Annotated in this window: 18 protein-coding genes and 1 riboswitch; of the genes, 11 read left to right on the forward strand and 7 right to left on the reverse strand. The window is 34.0% G+C overall.

Annotation, left to right across the window (positions count from 1 at the left end):
* Window positions 1-10: 10 nt before the first annotated feature.
* The 4 genes from OEA66_RS17770 to OEA66_RS17785 are packed head-to-tail and all read left to right on the forward strand — an operon-like array spanning window position 11 to window position 2,196.
* The gene (locus OEA66_RS17770) at window positions 11-376 is read left to right on the forward strand and encodes a response regulator (protein ID WP_267282657.1); all 366 of its coding nucleotides are present in this window, start codon (window positions 11-13) and stop codon (window positions 374-376) included.
* The gene (locus OEA66_RS17775) at window positions 377-1,207 is read left to right on the forward strand and encodes a CheR family methyltransferase (protein WP_267282658.1); all 831 of its coding nucleotides are present in this window, start codon (window positions 377-379) and stop codon (window positions 1,205-1,207) included.
* A gap of 12 nt (window positions 1,208-1,219) precedes the next feature.
* A complete protein-coding gene (locus tag OEA66_RS17780) occupies window positions 1,220-1,792 on the forward strand; it encodes a chemotaxis protein CheB (protein ID WP_267282659.1) in 573 nt (190 codons plus the stop codon).
* 38 nt (window positions 1,793-1,830) lie between these two features.
* Window positions 1,831-2,196, forward strand: coding sequence for a response regulator (locus OEA66_RS17785; RefSeq protein ID WP_267282660.1), 366 nt, complete (start codon window positions 1,831-1,833; stop codon window positions 2,194-2,196).
* 61 nt (window positions 2,197-2,257) lie between these two features.
* On the opposite strand, the gene OEA66_RS17790 is transcribed toward OEA66_RS17785, so the two are convergent.
* The 5 genes from OEA66_RS17790 to OEA66_RS17810 form a co-directional block, all read right to left on the reverse strand.
* Window positions 2,258-2,536 (reverse strand): hypothetical protein, encoded by a 279-nt coding sequence (locus OEA66_RS17790; protein ID WP_267282661.1) that lies wholly within the window; start codon window positions 2,534-2,536, stop codon window positions 2,258-2,260.
* 144 nt (window positions 2,537-2,680) lie between these two features.
* Entirely contained in the window at window positions 2,681-4,852 is a 2,172-nt protein-coding gene (locus OEA66_RS17795) for an outer membrane beta-barrel protein (RefSeq protein ID WP_267282662.1), read from the reverse strand.
* 170 nt (window positions 4,853-5,022) lie between these two features.
* Entirely contained in the window at window positions 5,023-5,832 is an 810-nt protein-coding gene (locus tag OEA66_RS17800) for a DUF4249 domain-containing protein (protein WP_267282663.1), read from the reverse strand.
* Window positions 5,833-5,834: 2 nt separating this feature from the next.
* Window positions 5,835-8,171: a TonB-dependent receptor gene (locus OEA66_RS17805; RefSeq protein WP_267282664.1), complete on the reverse strand. Its 2,337-nt coding sequence runs from the start codon at window positions 8,169-8,171 to the stop codon at window positions 5,835-5,837.
* 166 nt (window positions 8,172-8,337) lie between these two features.
* Window positions 8,338-8,979 carry a DUF4272 domain-containing protein gene (locus OEA66_RS17810; protein ID WP_267282665.1) on the reverse strand — a complete coding sequence of 214 codons (642 nt, stop codon included), beginning with the start codon at window positions 8,977-8,979 and terminating at the stop codon, window positions 8,338-8,340.
* 218 nt (window positions 8,980-9,197) lie between these two features.
* Window positions 9,198-9,290, forward strand: a riboswitch (TPP riboswitch).
* Window positions 9,291-9,355: 65 nt separating this feature from the next.
* Here OEA66_RS17810 and thiM point away from each other — a divergent pair.
* The 7 genes from thiM to OEA66_RS17845 all read left to right on the forward strand — a co-directional run bounded on the left by thiM (window position 9,356) and on the right by OEA66_RS17845 (window position 14,643).
* The gene (thiM, locus tag OEA66_RS17815) at window positions 9,356-10,153 is read left to right on the forward strand and encodes a hydroxyethylthiazole kinase (RefSeq protein ID WP_267282666.1); all 798 of its coding nucleotides are present in this window, start codon (window positions 9,356-9,358) and stop codon (window positions 10,151-10,153) included.
* A complete protein-coding gene (thiE, locus tag OEA66_RS17820) occupies window positions 10,150-10,785 on the forward strand; it encodes a thiamine phosphate synthase (protein ID WP_267282667.1) in 636 nt (211 codons plus the stop codon). Before thiM ends, thiE begins: the two co-directional genes overlap by 4 nt.
* A complete protein-coding gene (thiD, locus tag OEA66_RS17825; protein WP_267282668.1) occupies window positions 10,782-11,615 on the forward strand; it encodes a bifunctional hydroxymethylpyrimidine kinase/phosphomethylpyrimidine kinase in 834 nt (277 codons plus the stop codon). The genes thiE and thiD overlap by 4 nt, the downstream gene beginning before the upstream one ends.
* Window positions 11,602-12,252 (forward strand): thiaminase II, encoded by a 651-nt coding sequence (tenA, locus tag OEA66_RS17830; protein ID WP_267282669.1) that lies wholly within the window; start codon window positions 11,602-11,604, stop codon window positions 12,250-12,252. The genes thiD and tenA overlap by 14 nt, the downstream gene beginning before the upstream one ends.
* Window positions 12,253-12,343: 91 nt before the next feature.
* Window positions 12,344-13,207, forward strand: a complete 864-nt coding sequence (locus OEA66_RS17835; protein WP_267282670.1) for a helix-turn-helix domain-containing protein — start codon at window positions 12,344-12,346, stop codon at window positions 13,205-13,207.
* Window positions 13,208-13,332: 125 nt separating this feature from the next.
* On the forward strand, window positions 13,333-14,016 hold the full coding sequence (locus OEA66_RS17840; RefSeq protein ID WP_267282671.1) for an NAD(P)H-dependent oxidoreductase: 684 nt from the start codon (window positions 13,333-13,335) through the stop codon (window positions 14,014-14,016).
* Window positions 14,017-14,031: 15 nt separating this feature from the next.
* On the forward strand, window positions 14,032-14,643 hold the full coding sequence (locus tag OEA66_RS17845) for an NAD(P)H-dependent oxidoreductase (RefSeq protein ID WP_267282672.1): 612 nt from the start codon (window positions 14,032-14,034) through the stop codon (window positions 14,641-14,643).
* A 71-nt stretch (window positions 14,644-14,714) separates the two neighbouring features.
* On the opposite strand, the gene OEA66_RS17850 is transcribed toward OEA66_RS17845, so the two are convergent.
* A complete protein-coding gene (locus OEA66_RS17850; protein WP_267282673.1) occupies window positions 14,715-15,473 on the reverse strand; it encodes an SDR family NAD(P)-dependent oxidoreductase in 759 nt (252 codons plus the stop codon).
* Between the two features lie 84 nt (window positions 15,474-15,557).
* Window positions 15,558-16,499 carry a helix-turn-helix domain-containing protein gene (locus OEA66_RS17855; protein WP_267282674.1) on the reverse strand — a complete coding sequence of 314 codons (942 nt, stop codon included), beginning with the start codon at window positions 16,497-16,499 and terminating at the stop codon, window positions 15,558-15,560.
* Window positions 16,500-16,591: the final 92 nt, after the last annotated feature.

Consider the following 16,591-nt stretch of genomic DNA (forward strand, 5'->3'; position numbering starts at 1 on the left):
TAAGATTCTGATGAATAAGAAAGTTTTAATTGTGGACGATGATCCACGAAATATATTTGCTCTAAAACTAACTTTGAAAGCAAAAGGTTATCAGATTGAAAGCTCAACAATGGCTTTGGAAGCAATCGATATGCTAAAAAATGACCAAAATTTTTCGGCTGTTTTAATGGATATGATGATGCCGGAAATGGATGGCTATGAAGCGATTAAAATCATAAGGAATACACCATTAATCAATCAAATTCCTATTATTGCGGTAACTGCACAAGCAATGCCGGAAGATCGCCAGAAGTGTATTGATGCGGGTGCACAGGATTATGTTTCGAAACCGATTAATGTAGATATATTATTAACTGTTTTAGAAAATCTGTCTTAAATGCTGGAACCAAGTATCGTAAAAGATGAAGAAATAGAATATCTTATTAAAGATGTTTACGATCTGTACGGATATGATTTTTCTGAGTACAGCAGAGCTTCTTTTAAACGAAGGGTAAACCGTATCTGTTTGATAGACAGGTTCACAAGCTTCGCTGAGTTACGTTATACTTTAATCAATGATCCTGAATATTTGAAGCGATTTGTAGAAGAAGTTACGGTGAATGTCACAGAAATGTTTCGGGATCCTTATTTTTTTAAAGCTTTAAGAGAGAAAATTTTACCACAATTGGGAACTTATCCTTTGATCAGAATTTGGGTTGCAGGATGTTCTACCGGTGAAGAAGCTTATTCTATGGCAATTTTACTGAAAGAAGCAAACTTATACCATAAATCTCTGATTTATGGTACAGATCTTAATCCTTCAGTTTTAGAAACGGCTAGATCTGGAGTTTTTCCTTTACAGCAAATGAAATTATATTCTGAGAATTACATGCTTTCCGGAGGGAAAAAAGATTTTTCAGATTATTATACAGCCAATTATGACAGCGCAAAATTTGATAAAAGTCTTCAGGAAAAATTGATTTTATCGACCCATAATCTTGTTTCAGATAGTTCTTTCAATAGTTTTCAGTTGATTATTTGCCGAAATGTTTTGATTTATTTTGACCGTGGTTTACAGGAAAGGGTTTTTAAACTTTTCGATAGCAGTCTTGAAAATTTGGGTTTTTTGGCGTTGGGTGCAAAAGAAACCATTAGATTTTCTAAATTAGATAAAAATTTTCATCAGGTCGAAGATCAGCGAATCTGGAAAAAATTAGATCCTAATTAATAATTTTTAACCATGCAAACTGAAAACACAAATACTGAACTGGTTGTAATCGGAGGGTCTGCAGGAAGTCTGCAGGTTATTTTGGAGATGATTAAAAAATTAGACGAAAAATTAAACTTTTCAATTGTTCTTGTTCTTCATAGAAAAGCGCATTCAACCAATATTTTACAGACTCTACTTCAACAGTTTATTTCAACAGAAGTCGTAGAGATTGACGATAAAAGTGAGATTGAAAAAAATAAAATATACATCGCTCCGGCTGATTATCATTTGCTGTTTGAAGATAAAAAAACGATGTCTTTAGACAGTTCGGAGAAGATGAATTATTCGCGGCCGTCGATTGATGTTACTTTTAAATCTGCAGCAGAAGTTTTTGGGAAAACTTTGGTAGGAATTTTGCTTTCAGGAGCAAATGCAGATGGCGTGGAAGGTTTGGCTTACATCAAGAAAAATAAAGGCAAAGTTTGGGTTCAGGATCCGGAAACAGCAGAAGTCAATTATATGCCTAAACAGGCTGTAAAAGAAGTGAAATATGATCTGCTTATTAAACCAAATAATTTGGCAGATTTTATCAATCAATTATAAAAAAATTAATAACCTAAATTAAAGTTAAATAAACGAATATGAGTAAGAAGAAAATTTTGATTTTTGATGATGATAAAGCTATTCTTGAAGTGATTACAATCATTTTTGAAGAAAACGGTTATCAGGTTGAAATTTCAGAAACATCTCATGATATCATCGAAAAAGTTTCGCAGTTTCAGCCAGATGTAATCCTTATGGATAACTGGATTCCGAGAATTGGTGGAGTACAGGCAACACAACTTTTAAAAAGTTACGACGAGTTTAAGGATATTCCTGTGATTTACGTTACAGCTAATAATGACATCGTTGCTTTGGCAAAAGAAGCTCAAGCTGATGATTTTGTTGCAAAGCCTTTTAATCTTGATGATTTAGAAGATAAAGTAGCAAAGTATATTAGTAATTAAGAACTAAAATTTTCATTAAATAATCATCCCTTTCATTTTTCTGAAAGGGATTTTTCTTTTTTTAAACAATATCTCTCATCTGTTCCGGTTCTGATATTCTGCCAATTCTAGGTTGCTCTTCATTATTAATATCACTTATTAATGCTGATAAAAATTCTTTAACATCATGTTGCAACAAAATTTTATCTGAAAATGTAGGTGCAATAATTGTTTTTTTTGAAACGAGATTTTCGGTAAATATAAATTCGTCTTTCAGATCCAGATCAATATTAAACTGTTGTTTTACGCTTAAAGATAAATAATATTCCAGTATATCTTTATTTTGGGTCATGTTTTCCATCCTGTGTAGTTTTCTATATTAAATGTAATAATTTCTATGCCATAAATAGAATTTCATCAACATTTTTATCATTTAATTTAAATCTAGCAAAAAAACGGATAATAATTGCTCATTACCCGTCTCAATTATAAAAAAAACTGCATTTTATTTTCCGCCACCGCTATTTTTCTCAACATCGGTTTTGGTATTTTCCTTTACTTTTTGGTTTCCGAATCTTTTTACAAAGGTCAGTGAAAATCCGTACCAATCAGATTTTGATGAATTTCTGAATGTTCCGATTTGGCTGTAAGATGTTGCATCAAAATTTGGTCTTTGAAAGATATTCATTAGCTGCAAACTTACTTCCATCTGTGTTTTTGGGAAAATCTTTGTTGCTGAAATATTATGAAAAACATTGGTTTTGTTAGCATAAGAATTTCCGTTATTCTGATTTGAAATTTCTACCCAAGCGCTCAAATTGATATTTTTATTAAAAAGATTGGTGTATGTTAAGTTACTGGATCCAGCCCAAAAACTTATATAATCTGCTCCCTTAAGATCATTTCTTGCATTAAAATCGCTGTTATCGATATAATTATAACCAAAACTTAGATTCACACTTAGTTTATTCTTCAGGAAAGATTGATTGGTGTTCGCATAAAGAAAATACTTGTGCACATTCCCAGTAAAATTACTTTCCTGCGAAATGGTTTTATTATCTTTTGGTGTTGCTCCGGTTTGTACTACATAATCTGTCCAATAATCCTGATTGGTAAAGGTATATCTTGCAGAAAGAAAGTACTTTTTCATAAAGCCAAACTTCATGTAAACTCTGTCACTAGGGTTAGGATTTAGTTCCATATTTCCGCGGGTGTACATTCCGTCGTTTCTTGGCAATAAAAAAGGGTTAAACTCAGAATACCAAGGTCTCCAAAGATTTCTGGTGTAGGTTAAGCTTAAATCATATTTGTCTGTAAAAGAATATTTCAGCAATAAATTGGGTAAAAACCGTCCGTAAGAATCTTTCCTTGAAGTTCCTGCAATATCCTGACCTATTTTGTAATCAATATATTCATAACGAATCCCGACTCTAGTCTCTAATTTTTTGAAAAATGTTTTGGTAAAATTGGCGTATAAAGAGTTGATATTGTCTTTATATCTGAATGTATCATTTCTACTTAAACCATCTGGTAGAATTCCATACAGAGTGTTTGGAATGACGTTATTATGAAAGTCCATTTTACCACCGACTTCAAAAGTTGCTCCCGATTTTCCTAAGGGTTGAGTATAATCAACTTTCAAATAATAATTTCGGTTTTGGAGGTCAGTTAAAACTCCAATTTCATCCACAGAAGTTGCTCCTGTATTGGTGACTGTATTTTTAAGATAATAACTGTTGTCATTTTCAGAATCGTAATTTGTCCCTAAATTAACATCTAAAATTCTGTTTTTTTCTTTGTCGTAATATTTATAAAAAACATTTGTTCCAAAGGTCGGATTTGATGATGATGAAGTCTGACTTTGGAAATAAGAACGATTTAATTGATCATTTTCGAAAATTTGAGCATTGGTTTCCGAGCTGTTACTTCTTATTCCTTTATAAAATTCGAGAATTGTACCGATGCTGTTTTTATCGTTGATTTCGTATTCCGAAGTTGATGAAATAGATGGATTTTTACCTTTATAAATGATGTCATTTTCAATTTTGGTAACCTCATTATTTTCGTACAAGGTATTAAGTAAAGAGTTTTTCTGAACAAAAGTATTGTCGCTGTAACTTCCAATAAGTGTTTGGGTGAATTTTTTCTTGTGATAGTTTAAATTAAAATTGGTGTATTGAGAGTTTTTCGTATTCTGTCGGTTATTTAAAGTGATACTGCCTTTCATTCCTTCATCATCACGCTTTTTTAGAATAATATTAATGACAGAACCGGAAGCTTCATATCGGGAAGACGGACTCGTAATAACCTCTATTTTCATTAAATTATCCGCAGGAATAGTCTGCAGATATTCCTTTAATTCTTTTCCTGTAAAAACAGATTTTCTGTCGTTGATATAAACAGTTACAGATTCTCCTTCAGCTTTCAGAGCGTCATTGTTGTCAATGCTTACCAAAGGAGTCATTCGCAAAATATCCCAGGTTGTATTTCCTGCAAGAATAGAACTGTTAGAAACATTAAAAACAGTACGGTCAACTTTAGACTCTACAGTAGGTTTTCGGTAGGTCATCGTTACTGCTTCAATTTTTTCTTCTTTAGAGTTTACAGTATCTTTACTTTGTTGTGCAAAAGCCAGAGTTCCTATTAATAAAGCGATTGGTGCTAAAATCTTTTTCATTAAGGTTATTAATTGTAACTATAAGACACATGAATGGGAATATTTGTTACATCAGATAACTGTTAAATTCTGTTAATTCGCAATTTGTTTTGAAACAGCTTTAAAATCAGGATAATAAAAAAGCTATTTCATTGTAATGAAATAGCTTTTACTAAAATTATAATTATTTTTTATTGAATAACAATACTTTTCTTTCTCACGGTATGTGCCGAAAAATATCCTAAAGCTCCGTTACTGATGTTACTTGGCGGATTTGCGGGAGTAATTCCTCCACCGGGACCGCCTCCAGAAAGTTGAAGAAGAGCAGAGTAGAAGATGTAAACATTTTGGTCAATACATTGCATTTCTACATGAATGGTATCTCCTATAACTACTTTGATATCATCGGGATCTTCGCCGTCATCGTTTGGTAAAATTAAAGGTCTTTGATTGGGCATTCCATTATTTACGTTATCAGAAAATTCCGAAAAATATTGCTTAGGATTATTGTTAACCGTATAGCTGAAAAGATAGCGGTTTCCTAAAGCTTGCGGATCTGTAAACACAGGTAAAAGTGTATAACTTGTTTCTCCACCGACTATGAAAGAATCCTGATCTAAACCTTCAAAAACAACGGCTTCAGGCATTGTACTTGTCGAAATATATTCTTTTCCTTCAGCCTGAATTTTCAAAGTATACGTTCTTCCGGATTGCCCCACAAAAGTTGAAGTTTGATATCTTCCGTTTCCAATGTATTGTAAAGTTTCGGTTTGTCCTGTGTTGTCGCTTAAAACAACTTGTGCATTTTCGATTGCAGGATATTGATTAGCCTGAGTAAATGCTACCGATTTTGTGATTTTCACGTAATACGGACCAACCTGATCAGTTACATTTCCTTCAATCACGATTTGTCCGCTTTGATCTTCCAAATCTAAATCTATTTCCTTTTCGCAAGAAGTGACTAAAAAGAGTGATAATATGATTAAAAATATGTTTTTCATAATTAAAATTTGAAGTTATAAGTAATGTTCGGAACCCATTTGAAAAGTGAAGTCTGCATTGCTCTTGTTGTTCCAGGATTGTTCGGATTATCTTCAAAAGTAATTGTGTAGGCATTTTCTCTTCCATAAACATTGTAAATTCCGAATGACCAGGAACCTTTGAAACGCTTATTAGAGATCGGTTCATACGTTGCGCTCAAATCCATTCTGTGATAAGCAGGCATTCTGTCGGCGTTTCTGTTGCTGTATTGGAAAATAGTTTGTCCGTTCAGTTCATATTTTCCAGTCGGGAAAGTCACTGCATTTCCTGTACTGTAAAGGAATAATCCTGAAAAAGACCATTTTGGATTCAACTGATAAGTTGCTACAACGGAAAGGTCATGCGTTTTATCTTGTCTCGCATCATACCACTGATTGTCGTTAATTCCCTCTATTTTTCTCTCGGTTTTAGATAAAGTATAAGAAATCCAACCTGTCAGTTTTCCGCTTTTCTTTTTGGCAATTAATTCTAAACCATAAGCTCTTCCTTTTCCGAATAACAATTCGCTTTCTACATCTGCAGCGGTATCAAAAGAAATTTGCGCTCCGTTTTTATAATCGATTTGATTCTGCATTGATTTGTAATAAATCTCAGCATTCAATTCATAATTATTATTGTTGAAATTTCGGCTGTAACCTGCACTGATTTGGTCTGCAATTTCTGGTTTTACAGTGTAGCTGCTTCCAATCCATTGATCGGTTGGGTTTCCGCTTCCGCTGTTGCTTAGTAAGTGTAAATTTTGCGTGTTTCTGGAATAGCCTCCTTTCACACTGCTTACTTCATTGATTCTGTAATTCGCTGTAATTCTCGGTTCAAGATTAACGTAAGTTTTCCCAAATTTTCCTTTTTCTAAAAATTCAGAGTCGGTTAATACTCCATTTTGATAAGTGTTAAAAGTATCGCCACCCAAAACACTGAACATTGCCAATCTTGCCCCATAATTAATGGTTAGCTTTTCTGTTGCTTTAAAATCATCATTGATATAAACTGCATTTTCCCAGGAATATCTAGCATTTCTAGGAAAACTGCTTACACTCGTTCCCGAAGCGCTACTTGGTGTAATTGTATGATAAATAGACTGTAAACCAAATTTCACCGAATGTTTATTTCCTGCAAACCAAGAGAAATCCTGTTTCAAATTCCAGTCTTCAATTTCAGAATCCAATCCGAAAGTATTGTTATTACTGCTTAAACTTACATTATAATTGTAGTTGCTGTAAATGAATGAAGTGTTTGAAAATAATTTACTGTTAATAATGCTGTTCCAACGCAAAGTTGCCGTTGTATTTCCCCAGTCTGTTGAAAAAGTATCGCCTAAACCTAAAACATCTCTTCCAAAATATCCTGATAAATACAGACGGTTATTGTCATTAATCTGATAATTGGCTTTTAAGTTTAGATCATAAAAATATAATTTACTGTCTTTAAAATCGTCAGTTGCTTTCAAAAAAACATCCGCATACGTTCGTCTTCCCGAAACGATGAATGATGATTTTTCCTTTTGAATAGGACCTTCAACGCTTAATCTGCTGCTGATTAATCCAATTCCGCCATTGACGTTGTAGTCTTTGTTGTTTCCGTCTTTCATTTTTACATCCAAAACAGACGAAAGTCGACCTCCGTATTGAGCAGGACTGTTTCCTTTAATGATACTCACATCTTTCAATGCATCACTGTTGAATGTACTGAAAAATCCAAGCAAATGTGAAGCATTATAAACCGCTGCTTCATCCAATAAAATCAAATTCTGGTCGGTTGCGCCACCTCTTACAGAAAATCCGCTGCTTCCTTCACCATTACTTTTAATTCCGGGCAAAAGCTGAATGGTTTTCATCACATCTTTTTCACCAAATAATACAGGAAGTTTATCGATTTGTTTAATACTTAAAGTTTCAGTTCCCATTTGTGCAGATGAAAGATTTTTGTCTTTCTTCACCGCAGAAATTACAACTTCATCAATTTCTTTCACTCTATCATTTCCTTCCTGAGTCAATTGTAGATTTAATTTTAAATCACTTTCAACTGTAATATTTTGTTGAAAATCTTTAAATCCAGGATTGGAAACAACCAAAGTGTAAGAACCTTGCGGAAGAGAAAGCGAATAAAATCCGTATTCATTAGCGATAACAGAAATCGTTGGATCTTCGGCAACTTTCACAGCAACTCCAAGAAGTAATTCACCGTTTTTCTGATCTTTAACTGTTCCGCTAACAGAATATTTCTGCTGTGCAAAAATAGCTGTGCTGAAACATACCGCAGCAAGAGTTGTTGCGACTTTAAAGGATGTTTTGTGTATCAATTTTTCTAGTTTATTATTTTAAATGAAGGATAAGTTTTAAACTCCAGTCAATGATTTTTAACTTTTAATTAAATGTTTTAGTCATAGATTTGAGAAATATAAGCTTACAACTGCCTAAACAACGAGGTTGTAATAGATTTATTGTTTAATGAATATTAATTGTTATTTACGTTCCCATTTCAATGTCATCCCAATCAGAATCTTTATTAATGAGCCATTCCAAAGCTTTTCTTCTCTCATAGACAATACCTTCATTAATTTTGGCTTCAACACCTTTTATTCTTTCATCAACGCAATACCAATGAAAACGATAATACAAATCAAGCATATTATAAATTTCTTCGTCAGTTCTCAATTCAGACAACTGATTAATTTTTTCATTGCTTTCATCTTTTTCGAGATTAGGAAGTAAAGTCGCCATATTTTCTCCACACCATTCTGTTTCATCAAGATCTGGAACGACTTTCGTTGCCCACATTAATGCCCAAAGTCCTTCAAGATACCATCTCAAAGAATTATTTTCGTAATCGCTTAGTTCGTCATTATCTTTAAGAAGAATTTCGTTTTCCCAATTGGAAAGATGTGATGTTAAGTCATGCTTTTCAATCCATTTTCGGATAAAATTTATTGGAGCTTCAAACGAAATATTAATCAAAGCATTCATTACAGACATTCTGCCTTTTACTTCATCTAAATTTCTTGTGTTAGGATTTTCCAGAACAGGAAGCCATGAATTGAATCTGTAATTTTTGTCAGCTATAATTTGATTGTTGAGTTCTCTTACCTTAATTTTTTCTTCTTCAGTCATTATTTTGGATTTGATAAATGGATGGATTAATATCTCTAAATTGAGATTTATAAACTCTTTTTTCGTTTGCTAACATACAAAAAATGGCTTTAAAAAAGGTTCTTCGAGATGTTAATCATTTACTAAAAATGTAAGAACTATAAACTTGTTTCATCACTAAATTTGAGATTTAATCACGATTATTTTTTAGTTTAATTCTAAAACATTTGTATATTTGCTTCAAGCTTTAGGGGTATTCTGAAAAGAATTGAGAGAGTCCCTTTGAACCTGATATGGTTAATACCAACGTAGGGAAAAGCAAGAATGCATCTGTCTTTGATGTTTTTCTTTCTTTATTCTTTTTGTTTTCCTGAAGCATTTTTATAAAAATAATTTAATGGAAAATAATCTCTGGAATTACATTCAATCCGTAAAAAAGCAATCACCGCTTATTCATAATATGACCAATTTCGTAGTAATGAATAACACTGCGAATGCACTTTTGGCAATTGGAGCTTCACCAATTATGGCTCATGCAAAATCTGAAGTGAAAGATATGGTTGCCATTTCAAATGCTTTGGTAATCAATATTGGAACACTTGATGAATATTGGTCTGAATCAATGCTAATTGCTGCTGAAGAAGCTCATCATTCCAAAAAAACGTGGGTTTTAGATCCTGTCGGAGCAGGTGCAACAGCTTTCAGGGATGAAATTTTAGAACAACTATTAGAATTTAAGCCTACAGTTATCAGAGGAAATGCATCAGAAATCATTGCTTTAGCCAAAGCTAATAAAACAATTACAAAAGGAGTAGACAGTACCGCAGAAAGTAATGAAGCAATTACTGCAGCGAAATATCTTATACAACAATATGAGTCTGTAGTTTGTATTTCTGGTGCGACGGATATTATCATTGATAACAAAGACACTTATTTTGTTGAAAACGGACATCCTCTCATGACTAAAGTGACGGGATTGGGTTGCTCTGCTTCTGCAATTGTCGGAGCTTTTGCTGCAATTTCTGAAAACAAAACAGAGTCAACAGTTGCAGCAATGTCTCTTTTGGGAATTGTTGGAGAATTAGCAGAAAAGATTTCTCAGGGGCCGGGAAGTCTTCAGGTGAATATTTTAGATAAATTATACAATATTTCTGAGCAGGAGTTTTTCGATAATGTAAAGGTGTCTAAAAAATGAGTGTAATACCATCTTTTTCTTATCAGTTATATCTTGTTATTTCCGAAGCTGACTGTAAAGAAAGAAACTTCCTGGATGTTGCTGAACAGGCAATCTTAGGCGGAGTAGATATTATTCAGCTGCGTGAGAAAAATGCTTCTGATTTAGATTTTTTTGAAAAAGCCATTCGCCTGAAAGAAATTACAAATAAATATGGAGTTCCTTTAATTATCAATGACAATGCATTTGTTGCCAAAGAAATTGATGCATTTGGAATTCACGTCGGAAATAATGATATTCAGCCTTCTTTTTTGAGGGAAAATTTATTTCATAATAAAATGATTGGATATTCAATTGAATATTTAGAACAGCTGGAAAATCAAGAAACGGCTCTTTCTGACTATTTAGGAATCAGTCCGGTTTTTAAAACAAATACTAAAACTGATACGGTGACGGAATGGGGATTGGAAGGTTTAATGAATATCCGAAAATTAACCGATAAACCATTGGTAGCGATTGGAAATATTCATTTAAAAAATACAAAAGCAGTAATGGATGCAGGAGCAGATTGTATTGCCATTGTTTCAGAAATATGCGGTGCCGAAAATCCTCAAAAAGCAGCATTCCAACTTAAAAATGAAATCAATAAATGAAAAAATATAAATACCCTTCAGTTTTAACGATTGCAGGTTTTGACGGAAGTGGTGGAGCGGGAATTCAGGCTGATATAAAAACTATTTCCGCTTTAGGATGTTATGCAACGTCAGTTTTAACGGCTTTACCTGTTCAAAATACACAAGGTGTGAGAAATATTTTCTCAATTCCTGTGGAAGCGGTTTCTGAACAGATTGAAGCAATTTTAGATGATGTTTTTCCTGATGCAATTAAAATAGGAATGGTTCATACTCCCGAATTGGTTGAAACTATTGTAAAAACTTTATCAAAATATAAAAAAGTTCCGATTGTATTCGATCCTGTAATGGTAGCAACAAGCGGTCATCGGTTAATCGAGGAAAAAACGATTGGAGTGATCATTCAAAAACTGTTTCCGATTTCAGATATTATTACTCCGAATATGGATGAAGCTGCCATTTTAGCGAATAGAGAAGTGAAAACTTTAGATGATATGAAAATTGCCGGAGAAAGAATTAAAGAACTGGGCTGTAAAAATATTTTGTTGAAAGGCGGTCATTTGGAAACAGAGATGATAACTTCCCTGTTTTATAATAATCAAAACAGCTGTAAGACTTTTGAATGGGTAAAAACAGAAACCAACAATACGCATGGTTCTGGTTGTACACTTTCGTCTGCGATTGCTTCATTTATTGCACAAGGAAATGAAATGGATAAAGCGGTTGCATTAGCACAAAAGTATGTTTCTGATGCAATCTATTATGGTAGTAATGTACAAACCGGAAAAGGAAATGGTCCTTTAAATCACTTTTTTAATCCTCAAAAACTAATCAAAAATGAATTGGTCTGAAAACGCATGGCAATCCATAGAAAATATTTATCAAGACATCATCGAAATGCCTTTTATTAGAGAATTATCTAGGGGAACTTTAGATATAGAAAAATTTCAGTTTTATATCTCACAGGATTCTTTGTATCTGGAACATTTCGGAAGAACTTTAGCATTAATTGGAAGCAAAGCTCATGATACACAAGATGCTCTGTCCTATATGCGCTTTGCTGAAAATGCAATTGTGGTAGAAAATGCTTTGCATGAATCTTATTTTAAAGAATTTGAGATTTCAAATAAAGGAATTTTACAACCTGTCTGTCATCATTATATTCATTTTTTAAGAAGTACAGCAGCTTTTGAACCTGTTGAAATTGCAATGGCGGCAACATTACCGTGCTTTTGGATTTATAAGGAAGTGGGAGATTATATTTGTCAAATTAAACAAACTTCAAATAATCCTTTCCAAAGCTGGATTGAAACGTATGGCGGAGAAGAATTTGCAATCGCAGTGAAAGCAGCTATTCAAATCTGTGATAAAGCAGCCGAAAATACTACTCCCGAAATCAGAGAACGAATGACAGAAGCATTTATAACAGCTTCAAAAATGGAATTTAAATTTTGGAAGGCTGCGTATGATTTGAAAGTTTGGGAATGAGCTTGAATCTATTTCCATCAAGATTCAAGCTTTTATAATTTAGACAAGGTAAAAAGTTTCAGATATACAAAAACCAAATTATTACATTTGTATGATGAAAACTTTCAAAGACTTCAAAACTTATAACGACTACATCGGTTTATCAAAACCTCTGGATAATGACATCGATGTTGGTTATTACGACCCGCCGAATATGTTGTTGAAGTCGGAAGCTGTTGCGGTTGATTTTTACAGGATTTCATTTAAAATCAATCTTAAAAATAGAAATACACCAGATTTAAAACCTATTACCGCGGTCTTTTTCAACAGTCCAAATATGGTGGTGGATGAGGGTTGGGATGTGGAACCGACTTATCAGGGAATGTATCTTCAACTTTCAAAGAAATTCATTGAGGAAAACAGATTTCTCTTTAAAACTTATCTGGATTACGGTCTGCACGAAGCTTTGTACTTGACCGATGAAGAAGTTCAGGAAATCAGTGATGTTTTTAAATTAATGATGAAATATTACGAAAGTGAGAAACGAAATTTCAATGTGCTTTTGTCTTATGTGAATGTACTGATTTCTTTGGTGGAAGCGTTTTATAAACGCCAGTTCTCCACCGACCCGAAGCAATATAACAGAGTCGTTACAGATTTTCAGCAGAGTTTGGTCGAGTATTATCAACAACCGGTAAAACAACTTCCAAATGTTCAGTATTTTGCGGATAAATTAGGGTTGACAGCGAATTATTTAGGTGACATTATCAAGCATTTTACTCAAAAATCAGCGCTTGAAAATATCCACGAATTTGTCATTAAAAAAGCCAAAGAATTGCTGGTGGAAAATGAAAAACTCAACACGACGGAAGTCGCTTACGAATTGGGCTTTGAGTATCCGAATTACTTTTCAAAATTCTTCAAAAAACAGGTCGGAGTAAGTCCGAAAGAATATCGCCAGGAACTGATTAAATAATACAAACGTCTTCGAAAGGAGGCGTTTTTTTTTAATCCGTAATTTGTTTCTTTTTTATTGGTATTTTGTTTCCGTCAATTTTTTCAATCGCTTTTACCTTTGTAGGGTAATTAAATATTGAATTAATGAAAGCAAAAAACATCCTTTTCTTATTCCTGATTTTCTTTTCACTCGGAATTCATTTAAACGCGCAAAAAATATCTTCAAAACAGAAAACAGTTTTATTGATTAATACGCATCTGACTTATCCCGGCTGGTCCGAAGGTAAACTGAACGCTTCTTTTTACAATAAAGCCAAAGAATTTTTCATTTCTAAAAACTATAAAGTTCTGGAAACAAAAGTGGAAGACGGCTACAATGCGGATGAAGAAGTGGAAAAACATCTGCAGGCGGATATCGTCATTCTTCAGACGCCTGTCAATTGGGAAAACACGCCGTGGATTTACAAAAAATATGTGGATGAAGTTTTCAACAGCGCCTTGAAAAGCCAAAAGTTCCTTTCCGGCGACGGACGTTCTGAGGCGGAAGGTTCCAAACAATACGGAATGGGCGGAAAAATGCAGGGCAAAAGGTTTATGATTTCTGCCACGTGGAATGCGCCTGAAGAAAGCTTCAATGACAAAAACCAATATTTGTTCAAAGGTAAAAGTGCTGACGATGCTTTGTTCAATGTTGCCGCAAACTATCTGTTCACAGGCTTTGAGGTTGTTCCAGGCTATTACTGCTACGACGTTTATCACAACAAACATATTAAGGAAGACATCGAAAATTATCCTGCTTATTTGCAGAAAGTTTTTAACATCAAATAAAATTATTCAATAAAAATGACAACGAATTCAACCCAAAAAGTACTCTTAATCAATACGCATTTAACATATCCAAACTGGTCCGAAGGTTTATTAAATGATGCATTTCACCAAAAAGCCAAAGATTTTTTTCTGGAAAAAGGTTTTGAAGTTATAGAAACCAAAGTAGAAGATGGTTACAATCCGGATGAAGAAGTGGAAAAACATATTGATGCAGACAGCATCATCCTGCAAACGCCTATCAATTGGTTTGGTGCGCCGTGGATTTACAAAAAGTATGTGGATGAAGTTTTCAACAGCGGTCTGTTCAGCGAAAAATTTCTTTCCGGTGATGGCAGAACCAGAGAAAACTTAACAAAACAATACGGAACCGGCGGAAAAATGCAGGGCAAAAAGTTTATGGTTTGTTCAACGTGGAATGCTCCAAAAGCAAGTTTCGACGACAAAAATCAAGTTCTTTTCGAAGGCAGAAGTACAGCTGATGTGCTCATCCAGATTAACAGCAATTACCGTTTTTGCGGTGTAGATATTGTGGCAGATTATAATTGTTTTGATATTTTCAAGGACGGCGATATCGTTGGTACTTTAGAAAATTATCCAAAACATTTGGAAAAAGTTTTTGAACTTTAAATCAATCTTAATGCTAAAAAAATACCATTCAACAATTTGTCGAATGGTATTTTGATTTATTTTAAATTTCATTAAAGTTTGAAACCGCCTGAAACTTCAACTCTTTGACCATTAATCCATTTGGAATCTTCTGAACAAAGAAACGCGACCACACTTCCAATATCATCCGGCAAACCAACTCTTCCCAAAGCAGTTTCAGAAGCTAAATGTTTGTTCAAATCTGAAATATCACGGACAACGCCGCCACCAAAATCAGTCTCAATCGCACCTGGAGCAATCGAATTGACTCTAATTTTTCGAGCGCCAAATTCCAAAGCCTGGTATCTTGACAAAGAATCGATTGCCGCTTTCATCGCTCCATAAGCGGAATAGCCAGGCATTGAGAATCTTGCCAGACCTGAAGATGTGTTCACAATGCTGCTTCCATCATTCAACAATGGTAGAAGTTTTTGAGTTAAGAAATAAGGGCCTTTGAAGTGGATATTTGTCATTGCATCCAAAATTTCCTCAGTCGTCGTTTCAAAACTTTCGTTGATTCCGATTCCTGCGTTGTTGACCAATGCGTCCAATTTTGCAGAATCAAATTGAGTGTCCAAAACGTCTTTTACTTCGGTTACAAATTGGTCAAAACCTGCGGTTGTAGAAATATCCAAAGGCAAAGCGAATGCTTTTTGTCCCAAGGTTTCGATTTCTTTTACAACTTCGTCCGCTGCTTCTTTTTTGGTTTGATAAGTCAAGATAATATCAAATCCTTTCTTCGCCAATTGTAAAGCTGAATCTTTTCCCAATCCGCGGCTTGCGCCTGTTACTAATGCTATTTTACTTGCCATTTTTATTTGTTTTAATTAATGATACAAAGTTGAAAAATTATCACATTGGTTGGTTTGCATAAATCAAATTAAAATTTGTGAAAATCAAACAATCAATAATTCGCGGTAATGTTGTGGGGATTGCTTGCTGTATTTTTTAAAGAAGTTAGAAAAATGTGCGACCTCTTCGAAACCCAATGTGAAAGCGATTTCCGAAATGTTCCATTGTGTTTGGGTCAGTAATATTTTCGCTTCCTGAAAAATCCGGCTTCCGATGATTTCGCCTGTTGTTTTTCCAGTTGTTTCTTTCAGAACTCGGTTGAGGTGATTGACGTGAACGCCCAAAATTCCCGCAAAATCTGCAGGTGTTTTCAGTTGAAGAAGTTGGCTGATATTTTCGATAGGAAACTGTCTTTCCAGTAGTTCGATGAATAGAGTAGTCGTTCTAGAAGCGGCAGTTTTGGTATTTTCAATTGGTTTAATTGGTTTTAATTTCTGTCCAAAATGAATCAATTCCATCACGTAATTTCTCAGCAAATCATATTTATAAACATAATCAGACTTGATTTCATCGTGCATTTTCAAGAAAATCGATTCAAATTGATGAAACTGTTCTGTCGAGATTTGAAAAATAAAATCGCTCTGAGCCGAGAAAACAGGAAGCAAGTCAAGCTCCAATCCAACTTTCGTGGCTGGTAAAAAATCCTTTGTGAAAACACAAAAATGTCCCGATTGCTCTGAACACTGATTGGTGTAGTTGTAAGGAATCTTCGGCGATGCGAAAAGAACGGCGCAATCCTCAATCTCAATGGTTTTGTCTGCATATTCCACTTTGTTCTTTCCATTAATCAAACTTATTTTGTAATAAGTTCTCCTATTGTAAGGCATTTCAGTCTTCGAAGTGCTGGTTCTGTAGATTTCAGAAATATCAAAAACATTGAAATGGCCAATGTCCTTATTGATATTTTCAGTAAGGAATTGGTTGATATCAGGACAGGTGTCTCCCAAAATATCCTGATAAAATTCTTTGATGGTGATTGAGTTCATTCGGTTGTAAAAATCAAAGATACGGGTTTGCTATTAATAAAAGTTAGGCATTTCAGATTTCAGACACATTGTTCCCCGTTTTTCCTAAGAAA

Origin of the sequence: Chryseobacterium luquanense, assembly GCF_026460945.1 — a bacterium.
Classification (GTDB): Bacteria; Bacteroidota; Bacteroidia; order Flavobacteriales; family Weeksellaceae; genus Chryseobacterium; species Chryseobacterium luquanense.